General features: G+C 72.6%; 14 protein-coding genes. 6 read left to right on the plus strand and 8 right to left on the minus strand.

Annotation, left to right across the window (positions count from 1 at the left end; all coding sequences use genetic code 11):
- The first annotated feature begins 126 nt into the window (after positions 1-126).
- From ACFWV2_RS14790 to ACFWV2_RS14800, 3 genes are read left to right on the plus strand one after another with little or no spacing between them, the layout of a single operon-like run.
- Positions 127-1,410 carry a magnesium transporter MgtE N-terminal domain-containing protein gene (locus tag ACFWV2_RS14790; protein ID WP_360785915.1) on the plus strand — a complete coding sequence of 428 codons (1,284 nt, stop codon included), beginning with the start codon at positions 127-129 and terminating at the stop codon, positions 1,408-1,410.
- Positions 1,400-1,963 (plus strand): DUF1003 domain-containing protein, encoded by a 564-nt coding sequence (locus tag ACFWV2_RS14795; protein WP_360785913.1) that lies wholly within the window; start codon positions 1,400-1,402, stop codon positions 1,961-1,963. Before ACFWV2_RS14790 ends, ACFWV2_RS14795 begins: the two co-directional genes overlap by 11 nt.
- Before the next feature lie 44 nt (positions 1,964-2,007).
- Positions 2,008-3,141 carry an Mrp/NBP35 family ATP-binding protein gene (locus ACFWV2_RS14800; protein WP_384405369.1) on the plus strand — a complete coding sequence of 378 codons (1,134 nt, stop codon included), beginning with the start codon at positions 2,008-2,010 and terminating at the stop codon, positions 3,139-3,141.
- A 53-nt stretch (positions 3,142-3,194) separates the two neighbouring features.
- On the opposite strand, the gene ACFWV2_RS14805 is transcribed toward ACFWV2_RS14800, so the two are convergent.
- From ACFWV2_RS14805 to sigE, 5 genes are all read right to left on the minus strand, one after another.
- Positions 3,195-3,821 (minus strand): hypothetical protein, encoded by a 627-nt coding sequence (locus ACFWV2_RS14805; protein ID WP_384405370.1) that lies wholly within the window; start codon positions 3,819-3,821, stop codon positions 3,195-3,197.
- A 74-nt stretch (positions 3,822-3,895) separates the two neighbouring features.
- Complete coding sequence (locus ACFWV2_RS14810; protein ID WP_360785908.1) at positions 3,896-4,339, minus strand: sec-independent translocase; 444 nt, start codon at positions 4,337-4,339, stop codon at positions 3,896-3,898.
- 99 nt (positions 4,340-4,438) lie between these two features.
- Entirely contained in the window at positions 4,439-6,115 is a 1,677-nt protein-coding gene (locus ACFWV2_RS14815) for a trypsin-like peptidase domain-containing protein (protein WP_384405371.1), read from the minus strand.
- A 77-nt stretch (positions 6,116-6,192) separates the two neighbouring features.
- Entirely contained in the window at positions 6,193-7,146 is a 954-nt protein-coding gene (locus ACFWV2_RS14820; RefSeq protein ID WP_384405372.1) for an anti-sigma factor family protein, read from the minus strand.
- A complete protein-coding gene (gene sigE, locus ACFWV2_RS14825) occupies positions 7,143-7,901 on the minus strand; it encodes an RNA polymerase sigma factor SigE (RefSeq protein WP_384405373.1) in 759 nt (252 codons plus the stop codon). Before sigE ends, ACFWV2_RS14820 begins: the two co-directional genes overlap by 4 nt.
- 141 nt (positions 7,902-8,042) lie before the next feature.
- Here sigE and ACFWV2_RS14830 point away from each other — a divergent pair, with 141 nt between their 5' ends.
- Positions 8,043-8,708 (plus strand): O-methyltransferase, encoded by a 666-nt coding sequence (locus ACFWV2_RS14830; protein WP_360785902.1) that lies wholly within the window; start codon positions 8,043-8,045, stop codon positions 8,706-8,708.
- An 81-nt stretch (positions 8,709-8,789) separates the two neighbouring features.
- On the opposite strand, the gene ACFWV2_RS14835 is transcribed toward ACFWV2_RS14830, so the two are convergent.
- Entirely contained in the window at positions 8,790-8,957 is a 168-nt protein-coding gene (locus tag ACFWV2_RS14835) for a DUF3117 domain-containing protein (RefSeq protein ID WP_235484109.1), read from the minus strand.
- Positions 8,958-9,269: 312 nt separating this feature from the next.
- On the opposite strand from ACFWV2_RS14835, the gene ACFWV2_RS14840 reads away from it, so the two are divergent.
- Positions 9,270-10,073, plus strand: coding sequence for an enoyl-CoA hydratase/isomerase family protein (locus ACFWV2_RS14840; protein WP_384405374.1), 804 nt, complete (start codon positions 9,270-9,272; stop codon positions 10,071-10,073).
- 21 nt (positions 10,074-10,094) lie between these two features.
- Here ACFWV2_RS14840 and ACFWV2_RS14845 read toward each other — a convergent pair whose 3' ends face one another.
- Positions 10,095-10,682 carry a DNA-3-methyladenine glycosylase I gene (locus ACFWV2_RS14845; RefSeq protein ID WP_384405375.1) on the minus strand — a complete coding sequence of 196 codons (588 nt, stop codon included), beginning with the start codon at positions 10,680-10,682 and terminating at the stop codon, positions 10,095-10,097.
- Positions 10,679-11,005: a DivIVA domain-containing protein gene (locus ACFWV2_RS14850; RefSeq protein WP_384405376.1), complete on the minus strand. Its 327-nt coding sequence runs from the start codon at positions 11,003-11,005 to the stop codon at positions 10,679-10,681. Before ACFWV2_RS14850 ends, ACFWV2_RS14845 begins: the two co-directional genes overlap by 4 nt.
- A gap of 102 nt (positions 11,006-11,107) precedes the next feature.
- Here ACFWV2_RS14850 and folP point away from each other — a divergent pair, with 102 nt between their 5' ends.
- Positions 11,108-11,968: a dihydropteroate synthase gene (gene folP, locus ACFWV2_RS14855; RefSeq protein ID WP_384405377.1), complete on the plus strand. Its 861-nt coding sequence runs from the start codon at positions 11,108-11,110 to the stop codon at positions 11,966-11,968.
- The last annotated feature ends 35 nt before the right edge of the window (positions 11,969-12,003 follow it).

Raw genomic sequence — 12,003 nt, forward strand, 5'->3', positions numbered from 1 at the left:
CGGGGAAGCGCCCGGCGGCAGCCGTACGGGGGCACTGCCGGGGCGGCCGGGAACCGGGCGGGCTAGCCTGAACCCGGTAGAACTCCGGCTTGACTCGAATCGTGCGGCACCGAGGAGGCGCGTGGCATGGCGGCAGGCGCCCCCCGGATCTTCGTCTCCCACCTCGCGGGGGTCCCCGTCTTCGACCCCGTCGGCGACCAGGTGGGCCGGGTCAGCGACCTGGTGGCCATGCTGCGGGTCGGCCGCAGGCCGCCGCGGCTGCTCGGCATGGTCGTGGAGGTCCTCAGCCGCCGCCGGGTGTTCGTCCCCATGACCCGGATCACCGGGGTCCAGTCCGGCCAGGTCATCACCACCGGCGTGGTCAACATGCGCCGCTTCGAGCAGCGCCCCACCGAGCGGCTCGTCCTCGGCGAACTCCTCGACCGGCGGGTCCGGCTCGTGGGTCCCGGCGGACAGGAGGGCGAGGAGGTCACCGTCCTCGACGTCGCCATCCAGCAGCTGCCGGCCCGCCGCGACTGGGAGATCGACAAGGTCTTCGTCCGGCGCGGCAAGGGCGGGGCGCTGCGCCGCAAGGGCGAGACCCTGACCGTCGAGTGGTCGGCCGTCACCGGCTTCTCCCTGGAGGAGCACGGACAGGGCGCCGAGAACCTCGTCGCCACCTTCGAGCGGCTGCGTCCCGCTGACGTCGCCAACGCCCTGCACCACCTCTCCCCGAAGCGTCGTGCCGAGGTGGCGGCGGCACTCGACGACGACCGGCTCGCCGACGTCCTCGAAGAGCTGCCGGAGGACGACCAGATCGAGATCCTCGGCAAGCTGAAGGACGAGCGCGCGGCCGACGTCCTGGAGGCGATGGACCCCGACGACGCGGCCGACCTGCTGTCCGAGCTGCCCGAGGAGGACCAGGAGCGGCTCCTCACGCTGATGCGGCCGGACGACGCGGCCGACGTGCGCCGGCTCCTGGCGTACGAGGAGCGCACGGCGGGCGGTCTGATGACCACCGAGCCGATCGTGCTGCGGCCGGACGCCACGGTCGCGGACGCGCTCGCCCGGGTCCGGCAGCAGGACCTGTCCCCGGCGCTCGCCGCGCAGGTGTACGTGTGCCGACCGCCGGACGAGACGCCGACCGGCAAGTACCTGGGCACGGTGCACTTCCAGCGGCTCCTGCGCGATCCGCCGTTCACGCTGGTCAGCTCGCTCGTGGACAGCGATCTGCCGCCGCTCGGCCCGGACACCCCGCTGCCCGCCGTCACCAGCTATCTCGCCGCGTACAACATGGTCGCGGCGCCGGTGGTGGACGAGGGCGGTTCGCTGCTCGGCGCGGTCACCGTCGACGACGTGCTCGACCACCTGCTGCCGGAGGACTGGCGGGAGACCGAGTTCCACGAGGAGGGGGCGGGGCATGGCGGCTGAGCGCACACAGGACCGGGAGCGCGAGCGGGACCGGCCGGGTCCCCGCATCCGGCTCGACCTGCCGCGCGAGCGCCGGGCCAGGCTGCTCCCGGAGTACGACCCCGAGGCCTTCGGGCGCATGTCGGAGCGGATCGCCCGGTTCCTGGGGACGGGGCGGTTCCTCGTCTGGATGACGCTGACGATCATCCTCTGGGTCGCGTGGAACATCTTCGCGCCGGCGTCGCTGAAGTTCGACGAGTACCCGTTCATCTTCCTGACGCTCGCGCTGTCCCTCCAGGCCTCGTACGCGGCGCCGCTGATCCTGCTCGCCCAGAACCGGCAGGACGACCGGGACCGGGTCAATCTCGAACAGGACCGGAAGCAGAACGAGCGGTCGATCGCCGACACCGAGTACCTGACCCGGGAGATCGCGGCGCTGCGCATGGGCCTCGGCGAGGTCGCCACGCGCGACTGGATCCGGTCGGAACTCCAGGACCTCATCAAGGAGCTGGAGGAGCGCCGGGATCTATTCCCGGCGGACGGCACCCGGGGAAGTGACGTACCCGACCGTTGACAGGCCTTTCATGGGGCGGTGGTCGGCGCCGTACCATCGTCGGTATGGCTATGGAAGACGCGGTGCTCGAAGCACTGGCGACGGTGAACGACCCCGAGATCAACAAACCGATCACTGAGCTCGGCATGGTCAAGTCGGTGGAGATCGAGCCGGACGGCAGGGTCGCCGTCACGGTCTACCTGACCGTCTCCGGCTGCCCGATGCGCGACACCATCACGCAGCGCGTGACGGATGCCGTCTCCCGGGTCGAGGGCGTCACCGCCGTCGACGTCTCGCTGGACGTGATGAGCGACGAGCAGCGCAAGGAACTGGCGGCGGCGCTGCGCGGCACGGGCGCCGAGCGCGAGGTGCCGTTCGCGAAGCCCGGTTCGCTGACCCGGGTGTACGCGGTGGCGTCCGGCAAGGGCGGTGTCGGCAAGTCGTCCGTCACCGTGAACCTGGCGGCGGCGATGGCCGCGGACGGGCTGAAGGTCGGTGTCGTCGACGCCGACATCTACGGTCACAGCGTGCCGCGGATGCTGGGCGCGGACGGGCGTCCGACCCAGGTCGAGAACATGATCATGCCGCCGTCGGCGCACGGCGTGAAGGTCATCTCCATCGGCATGTTCACCCCGGGCAACGCGCCGGTCGTGTGGCGCGGCCCGATGCTGCACCGCGCGCTCCAGCAGTTCCTCGCGGACGTGTACTGGGGGGACCTGGACGTCCTGCTGCTCGACCTGCCCCCGGGTACCGGCGACATCGCGATCTCGGTCGCGCAGCTGGTCCCCAACGCGGAGATCCTGGTCGTCACCACCCCGCAGCAGGCCGCGGCGGAGGTCGCGGAGCGGGCCGGCTCGATCGCCGTCCAGACGCACCAGAAGATCGTCGGCGTGGTGGAGAACATGGCGGGCCTGCCGTGCCCGCACTGCGACGAGATGGTCGACGTGTTCGGCTCGGGCGGCGGCCAGAAGGTCGCGGACGGCCTGACGCAGACCACGGGCACGAGTGTCCCGGTCCTCGGCTCGATCCCGATCGACGTACGGCTCCGCGAGGGCGGCGACGACGGCACGCCGGTCGTCCTCTCCGACCCCGACTCCCCGGCGGGCGCGGCGCTCCGCGCGATCGCCGGCAAGCTCGGCGGCCGCCAGCGCGGCCTCTCGGGCATGAGCCTGGGCATCACGCCGCGCAACAAGTTCTGAGGTTCCGGACGTGACGGAGGGCGCCCCCGTGGGGGGCGCCCTCCGCCGTACCGTCAGGCGTACGCGTCGAGATCCTTGATCTGCGAGAACCCGAGCCCGTACGCGCTCATGCCCCGCCCGTACGCCCCGATGTGGACGCCCGCGGCGGAACCGGCGAGGACCCAGCCGAACTCCGACTCCCGGTAGTGGAACGGCATCGGCACCCCGTCCACCGGCAGCGACAGCGTCGACCACTCCGGTCCGTCGAGGTCGTCGGCGAGCTCGAAGGCCGTCTCGGTCTGCTGGTCCAGCCAGTTGTCCCGCGTCGCGTGGTCGAGCGAGGCGGGCCAGGTGTGGACGAGCAGCCCCGACCCGGCCAGCCAGGCCGCCGAGGCGACGGTGGTGGCGTCGAGGACGCCCGTCCCGTCACCGCTCCGGCGTACGGGGCTCGCCGCGACCGTCACGACCACCGCGAACCGCTCCTTCTCCGCCGCGCTCGCGTCCGACTTTATGGTCGGCGTGTCGCCGTGCCCGGTCGACCCGTGCTGCACGCTGCCGTCCGCCGCCGTACCGACCTGCATCAGCCAGCGGGGCCCGGTGAAGGCCTCGTCGAGGCCGTACCAGGCGAACTGCGCGCGCAGGTAGCCCTCGGCGGTCCGCCGGGCCGTCGGCACGCCCTCCACCCGACTCGTGGTCTCCATCTCGGCCGCCTCCTCGTTCCGTCAACAGAGCGAGGATAGCCACCGCGACGCGTCGGGTCGGTGACAGCCCGTCGTCAGGTCGCGTCGGAGTCGTACGGCGGACGCTCTCCGGTGTCCGGCTTGTCCTGCTTCTTGAGCAGGTCGGGAGAGGAGCCGTTGACCGCGGCGGGCGCGGCGGTGGCGGCGCCGTCGCGGCCGTGGACCGCGTCGGCGACGTCGTTCATCTCCTTCTTGAGGTCGAAGCTGCCGCGCAGCTCCTTGAGCTCACGAAGGTCGTCGTTCTGCTCCATCTGCTTGCGCAGGAACGTCTTGGGGTTGAGGTCCTCGAACTCGAAGTCCTTGAAGTCCGGGCCCAGCTCGCTGCGGATGTCCTCCTTCGCGCTGTCGGAGAAGTCACGGACCTTCTTCACGAAGCGCGAGACGTCCTGGATCACCTTCGGCAGCTTCTCCGGCCCGAAGACGAGCACGGCGAGGACCACGAGCGCCACCAGCTCGAGTGCGCCTATGTCGCTGAACACGTAGTAGCTCCTTCATGCCGGGTCAAGGGCCCAGGCCCCGGTCCACGGTACCCGCCGAAACCGCCGGGCGGGTACCTCGCGGTGTCCGTCACATGGCGCTCAGGCGCCCTGCGAGGAACCGAGCGTCAGCGTCTTCGTCAGCTCCTCGCCGCCGCGGGTCAGGGTGAGCTCCAGCCGGTCTCCCGGACGGTGGGCGCGGATCTTCACGATCAGCTCCTCGCCGTTGTGGACGCGCTGGCCGTCGACCTTGGTGATGACGTCGCCGGGCCTGAGACCCGCCCTGGCCGCCGGGCCGCCGGGCGTGACGGAGGCGGAGCCGTCCTTGCCCTTCTCGCCGACGCGGGCCCCGTCGCCGTTGAACTGCATGTCGAGGCTCACCCCGATGACGGGGTGGCTGGCCTTGCCGGTGTTGATGAGTTCCTCGGCGACGCGCTTGCCCTGGTTGATCGGTATGGCGAAGCCGAGGCCGATGGAGCCGGGCTGGGAGGCGCCGGCGCCGTCGCCCTCGCCCGAGCCGCCGCCGGCCGCGCGGATCGCGCTGTTGATGCCGATGACCCGGGCCTTGGAGTCGAGGAGCGGGCCGCCGGAGTTGCCCGGGTTGATGGGGGCGTCGGTCTGGAGCGCGTCGACGTAGCTGACGTCGCTGCCGTCGCCCTTCTCGCCGCCCGCGGTGATCGGGCGCTCCTTGGCGCTGATGATCCCGGAGGTGACCGTGTTGGAAAGGTCGAAGGGGGCGCCGATGGCGACGACGGGGTCGCCGACGCGGACGTTGTCGGAGTTGCCCAGCGGCAGCGGCTTGAGGCCGGAGACGCCGGTGACCTGGACGACGGCCAGGTCGTACCCGGTGTCCTTGCCGACGAGCTTGGCGCGGGCGGTCTCGCCGCTGGAGAAGGTCACCGAGATGTCCTCCGAGGACTCGGCCGAGTCGACGACGTGGTTGTTGGTGAGGATGTGGCCCTTGGTGTCGAGGACGAAGCCGGTGCCGGTGCCCGACGAACCACCGCCCTTGACGTGCAGGGTGACCACGCCGGGCAGGGCGCTGGCGGCGATCCCGGCCACGCTCTCGGGGGCGCGGTCGGTGTCCCCGGCGTCCGCCTGCGGCAGTTCGACGGTGGTGAGCCCGCCGTTCCGCTCGACGTAGGCGCCGATGCCGCCGCCGATGACGCCGGTGACGAGGGCGAAGACGAGCGCTCCCACGACGGCTAGCCCCTTGCGGGACTTCTTCACGGGCGCGGGCGGCAGCCCGGCCCCGCCGACCCCCCAGGGGTCGTACTGCACCCAGGGCGCACCAGCGGCCCGCTGGTGGGCCTGCGGGTGAGGCTGGGGCTGCTGCTGGGGGTGTGCCTGCGGCGGTACGGGGGGCAGGGGGGCCTGCTGGGGCGGCACGGGGGCCGGCGGGAGCTGTACGGGCGGCGCGGGCGCCCAGGGGCCCGGCTCCCCGTAGGGCGGCGTCCGGTACTCGTCGGGCGCGTGCAGGGGCCCGGGCACGGGCTGCGCGACCGTGGGGGGCTCGGGCGAAGCAGCCGTGTCCGCCGCGAGGGTCACATCAGCCGCACCGGGCGCACCGGCCCGGTCAGTGACATCGGGCACACCGGTCTCGTCGGTCGCCTCCGTCACCACCGAGGGCTGCGGTGCGGGCAGAGGAAAGTCACCGTCGTCGGCTCCGTCCTCGCCGGGGTGGTCGGTGACCCCGCCGGTCGGAGGCGGCGAGGGTATCCGCGCCGCCTCCGGTGCGCTCGAAGGCCGGCTCCACCAGTTCGGCTTCCCGTTGTCCATGCTCTCCCCGCAGCCCGCTGACCCGTCCGCGCCCCTGGGTCGGGCGCCCGTGTCCCTGGATTCAACCAGGTCGCGGGTCAGCGGTGGGAGCCGAGCGGTGCGGTCGTCGGGCTCGGCGCCGGGCTGGGGCCGGGGGCGAAGGCCAGTTGGAGGGCCGGGCCCGTGGGACGTATGAACGGCGAGAGCGGAAGGAGCGACTGCGGGGCGGACCGCTGGAGCCGCACCGCCGACAGGGGGGCGGCGGCGGAGCGCACCGCGTCCGGGGGCACCGCGCCCGCCGGAACCGTGCCCGGGTCCCCCGCCGCGATCGGCCCGTGCGGGGCCACCGGGCCGTGCGGCAGCGCCACCGGAGCGCCGGGAGACAGCGGAGCCGCCTGCCCCGCGCCGACGGACTGGGCGCCGGACCGCTCGCCGGAGCGGGTGCCCCGGGTGACGGTGGTGCCGCCGCCCGGGCCCGCGGCGGTGGCACGCAGCGGGGTGACCGCGCTGCCCGAGCCCTGGCCGCCGCGGCCGCTCGCGTTCACCGAGGATTCGAGGGGCAGGGTGCCGCCGAGGGCGATCGCGGCGAAGGAGACCGCGCTGGCCGCCGCCCAGGCGAAGCGCCGCCCGCGCCCGGAGGCTCCCGACGCGCGGTCGCCGACCTCATGGATGCGGAAGCCGGTCCCCGGGGACCGCGGGGTCACGACCGCCGCCGTGGCGAAGCCGTCGGACTTCACTCCGCCCGCGCCGAGCAGCATCTGTTCGAGGGGGCCTCGCGGTCCGCCGGGGGCTCCCGGCTCGCCGGGGCCTCCGGGGAGACCCTGGAGACGGGCGAGGAAACCCTCCGACGGCGGCGGGGGCGCGGCGGAGGCGAAGACGCTCTTGAGGGTGCGCTGCGCGTCGGCCTCCGCCTTGCAACGGGCGCAGGTCGCGAGGTGGGCGAGGACCCGCTCGCGGGAGTCGTGGCCGAGTTCGCCGTCGACGAGCGCGGCCAGCCGGTCTCCGAGGTGGTGCTCCGCGGGGGTCGGTGACGAGGGACGTGTGCCGCTCACGCTGTCCCGGCCTCCCATCCGACGGAGGCCAGGGCACGCTCCGCCCGGGCCTCGGGGGAACGGTGCTTGAGGGCCTTGCGCAGGTGGGAGCGCCCGCGGTGGATCCGGCTGCGGACGGTGCCGAGCTTCACGCCGAGGGTCGCGGCGATCTCCTCGTACGACAGTCCTTCGATGTCGCAGAGGACGACCGCGGCGCGGAACTCGGGCGCGAGCGTGTCGAGGGCCTGCTGCACGTCGGCGTCGAAGTGCGTGTCGTTGAACACCTGCTGCGGGGAGGGCTCGCGGCTGGGCAGTCGCTCGGCGGCGTCGTCGGCGAGCGCGTCGAAGCGGATGCGCTGCTTGCGGCGGACCATGTCGAGGAAGAGGTTGGTGGTGATGCGGTGGAGCCAGCCCTCGAAGGTGCCCGGCGTGTACGTCGACAGTGAGCGGAAGACGCGGACGAAGACCTCCTGGGTCAGGTCCTCGGCGTCGTGCTGATTGCCCGTGAGCCGGTAGGCGAGGCGGTAGACCCGACCACTGTGCGTGCTGACGATCTCCTCCCAGGTGGGCGGAGTCCACGCCTGCGATTCCGCATCCGATGCGAAGGTCGCGGTGGGGGGTGCGGAATCGGTGGTGCGGAAACGGTCAGCGGTGTCGGTCACGGATTTCGGCTCACCCGCCGACCTGAGAAGACGCCGAAGCACTCCTCCCCGATCCACAGGCGCAGCCGCACCTCCCCTGTCGGCTCTGGTGGTGTCCAGCGGAGCCCCTACCATAGCCACCTCGCCCGTTAGCTCCGGATAAAAATCTTTACGCGAATTTGGAACCCGGTCGCCCGGCTGTCCCTGTCGCTTCCCACCCCTGGTGAACGCACGGTCCCATCTGCGGGTTCCCGCTGACAGCGGATACAGTCACCGTTGCGTCAACTACGGGGACAGGAGAGGGCCATTACCGCCAACCGGCAGACGAGCTGGTCGTTCGCCGACGCTTTCGTCGCCGAGGACGACGCTCTGCGCTGGGCCCGGGAGCGGGCCCGCGAGGCAGGGCAGGCCTCGGTGTCGCCGGGCACCGGCGGCGCGCTGCGCCTGCTCGCGGCGACGGCGGACGCCAAGGCGGTGGCGGAGATCGGTACCGGCACGGGCGTGTCGGGCATCTATCTGCTGCTCGGGATGCGGCCCGACGGCGTCCTGACGACCGTGGACCTCCAGCCGGAGCGCCAGCAGCTGGCCAAGACGGCGTTCCGCGCGGCCGGCTTCGCGGGCAACAGGGCCCGGTTCATCCCCGGCCGCGCCCTCGACGTCCTGCCGCGTCTCGCGGACGGCGGGTACGACCTCGTGTTCTGCGACGGCGACCGGCTCGAGTACCTCGACTACCTCGCTGAATCGTTGCGCCTGCTGCGGCCGGGCGGTCTCGTCTGTTTCGAGGGCGTTTTCGCGGACGGCCGCACGGTCGATTCGGGGGCCCAGCCGGCGGAGGTCCAGCGCGTCCGCGAGCTGCTGCGCGCGGTGCGGGAGAGTCAGGAGCTCATCCCCTCGCTGCTGCCGGTCGGTGACGGTCTGCTCTGCGCGGTACGCCGGGGCTGACCGGCCCGCCCCGGACGCACCACTGCCCCGGTACGGGCGAGCCGTACCGGGGCAGTGGTGGGGAATCCGTGGAGAAGAGGGTCAGCCGACGACCTTCTTGAGAGCGTCGCCCAGTGCCTGGGCCTCGTCCGGGGTCAGCTCGACGACAAGCCGACCGCCGCCTTCGAGCGGTACCCGCATGACGATGCCCCGCCCCTCCTTGGTCACCTCGAGCGGGCCGTCACCCGTCCGCGGCTTCATGGCCGCCATGCTTGTTCCCCTTCCTGAAACCAGCTCTTTGTCAGCCGGGCAGCTCCATGATGTGGAGCACGCTTCACCGGCTTCGAACACATTGCTTCCAGGTCATTATCCCGCATGGCAGGACCCGATGACCAACATCGATTGGCATCGCTTGCGCAACGCGCTCGCTCAAAACCCCACATTTCGGCGATCGGCCTGCGATACTTCGCCGCTCGGCGTCCGGCCGGGGCCCTTTTTTCTTTGACGCAGCTCACATGTGCGGTCCGGGTGATGTCCGCCATGCTGGGCTGGTCAACCACGCGAAGAAGCGAAGGGAACCCGATGGCCGACACGGTCCTGTACGAGGTGAGCGACGGACTCGCCACCATCACGCTCAACCGGCCCGAGGCCATGAACGCCATGAACGTGGCGGCGAAGGTCGCCCTCCGGGACGCGGCGGAGACGGCCGCGGCGGACCCCGGCGTACGGGCGGTGCTGCTCACCGCGACCGGGGAGCGGGCGTTCTGCGTGGGCCAGGACCTGAAGGAGCACGTGGGTCTGCTCATGGCGGACCACGAGAACGGGACGCGGGCGACCATGAACACGGTCCGCGACCACTACAACCCGATCACCAAGGCGCTCGCGGGGATGCGCAAGCCGGTGGTGGCGGGCGTGAACGGCGTCGCGGCGGGGGCCGGCTTCGGTTTCGCGCTCGCGGCGGACTACCGCGTGGTCGCCGAGACGGCCTCGTTCAACACCTCCTTCGCGGGCGTCGCGCTCACGGCGGACTCGGGCGTGTCCTGGACCCTGCCCCGGCTGATCGGCGCGAGCCGGGCGTCCGACCTGCTGCTGTTCCCGCGTTCGATCAGCGCCCAGGAGGCGTACGAGCTCGGCATCGTGAACCGCCTGGTACCGGCCGCCGACCTGGCCGCCGAGGCCGAGAAGGTCGCCCGCAAGCTGGCGGAGGGCCCGACGGTGGCGTACGCGGCCCTCAAGGAGTCCCTCGCCTACGGCGCCGACCACTCGCTCGCCGAGGCCCTGGAGAAGGAGGAGGAACTCCAGGCCCTTGCCGGTTCCTCGGAGGACCACACGATCGCGGTCCGCGCCTTCATCGCCAAGGAGAAGCCGGTGTACCTCGGCCGCTGAGCCGGGGCGGGGCGGTCGGTGTTACCGGCCGCCCCGGGCCACGCACCCCGTCACGTGGTCGTCGACGAGGCCGCAGGCCTGCATCAGGGCGTAGGCCGTGGTGGGGCCGATGAAGCGGAGGCCGCGCTGCTTGAGCGCCTTCGACAGGGCCGTGGACTCGTCCGTGACCGCCGGGACCTCGGACACCGTGCGCGGGACCGGGCGGCCCGCCGGGTCCGGGGCGTACGACCAGATCAGGGTGTCGAGTTCGCCGGGGGACCAGGTGGCGAGCAGTCGCGCGTTGGCCAGGGTGGCGTCGATCTTGGCGCGGTTGCGGATGATGCCCTCGTCGGCGAGGAGCCGCTCGCGGTCCTCCTCGCCGAAGCCGGCGACCGAGGCGATGGCGAAGCCGGCGAACGCGCGCCGGAAGCCCTCGCGGCGGCGCAGGATCGTGATCCACGACAGGCCCGACTGGAAGGCCTCCAGGCAGAGCCGCTCGAAGAGCGCGTCGTCGCCGTGGACCGGGCGGCCCCACTCCTCGTCGTGGTACGCCACGTAGTCCTCGGCCGACAGGCCCCAGGGACAGCGCAGCCGCCCGTCGGGCCCCGGGACCGCCCCGCCGGCCGTCACGCCCGCTCGTCCTCGTCGAGACCGGCGGCGGCCGCTCCCGCGAGCGCGTCCTCGAGCTCCGCGATCCGGGCGTCCCGCTCGGCGAGTTCGGCGCCGAGGCGGACGAGGACGTCGTCGACGTCCGCCATCCGGTAGCCGCGGACGGCGACGGGCAGGCGGACCGCCTCGACGTCGGCGCGGTCGACCGGGCGGGTGGCCGGGAGCGGGTCGACGAGCTGCTCGGGCGCCACCTCGGGCAGCACCTCGCTGTCGCCGCCGCCGACCACGGCGAGGGTCACCGCGGCCACGACCACGACCATCGTGATGAGCAGAAACCAGAACACCTGCGCGCCTCTCCCCGGAGTGGAAACCGTCCCGTGCCGATCGTGCCATGCGCCACCGACGGCTAGGGTCGCAGCGAACGGACACGAGGGAGGACAAAAGGGATGCTGCGCTTGGGACGGCGTGAATTCGGGCCGCACGAGCCGGTGATCATGGCGATCGTGAACCGGACCCCGGACTCCTTCTACGACCGGGGCGCGACCTTCCGGGACGAGCCGGCGCTCGCCCGGGTCGAGCAGGCCGTGGCCGAGGGGGCGGCGATCATCGACATCGGCGGGGTGAAGGCGGGCCCCGGCGAGGAGGTGACGGCCGAGGAGGAGGCGCGGCGCACGGTCGGTTTCGTCGCGGAGGTCCGCAGGCGCCATCCCGATGTGGTCATCAGCGTGGACACCTGGCGGGCGGATGTCGGCGCGGCGGTCTGCGAGGCCGGCGCGGACGTCCTGAACGACGCGTGGGGCGGGGTCGACCCCGGACTCGCCGAGGTGGCCGCGAAGTACGGCGCGGGGCTCGTGTGCACGCACGCGGGTGGCGCCGAGCCGCGGACCCGGCCGCACCGGGTGGCGTACGAGGACGTGATGGCCGACATCCTGCGGGTCACGGTGGGGCTCGCGGAGCGGGCGGCGGCGCTGGGTGTGCGGCGGGACGGGATCATGATCGACCCGGGGCACGACTTCGGGAAGAACACCCGGCACAGCCTGGAGGCGACACGGCGGCTCGGGGAGATGACGGACACGGGGTGGCCGGTGCTCGTGTCCCTGTCGAACAAGGACTTCGTCGGGGAGACGCTGGACCGGCCGGTGAAGGAGCGGGTGCTGGGGACGCTGGCGACGACGGCGGTCTCGGCGTGGCTCGGGGCCCGGGTGTACCGGGTGCACGAGGTGGCGGAGACGCGCCAGGTGCTCGACATGGTGGCGTCCATCGCGGGGCACCGGCCCCCCGCGGTCGCCCGGCGCGGGCTGGCGTAGCGGGCCGGAAGGGGGCGCCCTGACACGGCGCCCCC

The organism is Streptomyces sp. NPDC058671 (assembly GCF_042716475.1).
GTDB lineage: Bacteria > Actinomycetota > Actinomycetes > Streptomycetales > Streptomycetaceae > Streptomyces.

Excerpts from the sequence above, each read along its gene's own strand:
- ACFWV2_RS14790 (WP_360785915.1), top strand. The coding sequence starts at position 127 with ATGGCGGCAGGCGCCCCCCGGATCTTCGTCTCCCACCTCGCGGGGGTC.
- ACFWV2_RS14795 (WP_360785913.1), top strand. The coding sequence starts at position 1,400 with ATGGCGGCTGAGCGCACACAGGACCGGGAGCGCGAGCGGGACCGGCCG.
- ACFWV2_RS14800 (WP_384405369.1), top strand. The coding sequence starts at position 2,008 with ATGGCTATGGAAGACGCGGTGCTCGAAGCACTGGCGACGGTGAACGAC.
- ACFWV2_RS14805 (WP_384405370.1), bottom strand. The coding sequence starts at position 3,821 with ATGGAGACCACGAGTCGGGTGGAGGGCGTGCCGACGGCCCGGCGGACC.
- ACFWV2_RS14815 (WP_384405371.1), bottom strand. The coding sequence starts at position 6,115 with ATGGACAACGGGAAGCCGAACTGGTGGAGCCGGCCTTCGAGCGCACCG.
- sigE (WP_384405373.1), bottom strand. The coding sequence starts at position 7,901 with ATGGTAGGGGCTCCGCTGGACACCACCAGAGCCGACAGGGGAGGTGCG.
- ACFWV2_RS14835 (WP_235484109.1), bottom strand. The coding sequence starts at position 8,957 with ATGGCGGCCATGAAGCCGCGGACGGGTGACGGCCCGCTCGAGGTGACC.
- ACFWV2_RS14840 (WP_384405374.1), top strand. The coding sequence starts at position 9,270 with ATGGCCGACACGGTCCTGTACGAGGTGAGCGACGGACTCGCCACCATC.
- folP (WP_384405377.1), top strand. The coding sequence starts at position 11,108 with ATGCTGCGCTTGGGACGGCGTGAATTCGGGCCGCACGAGCCGGTGATC.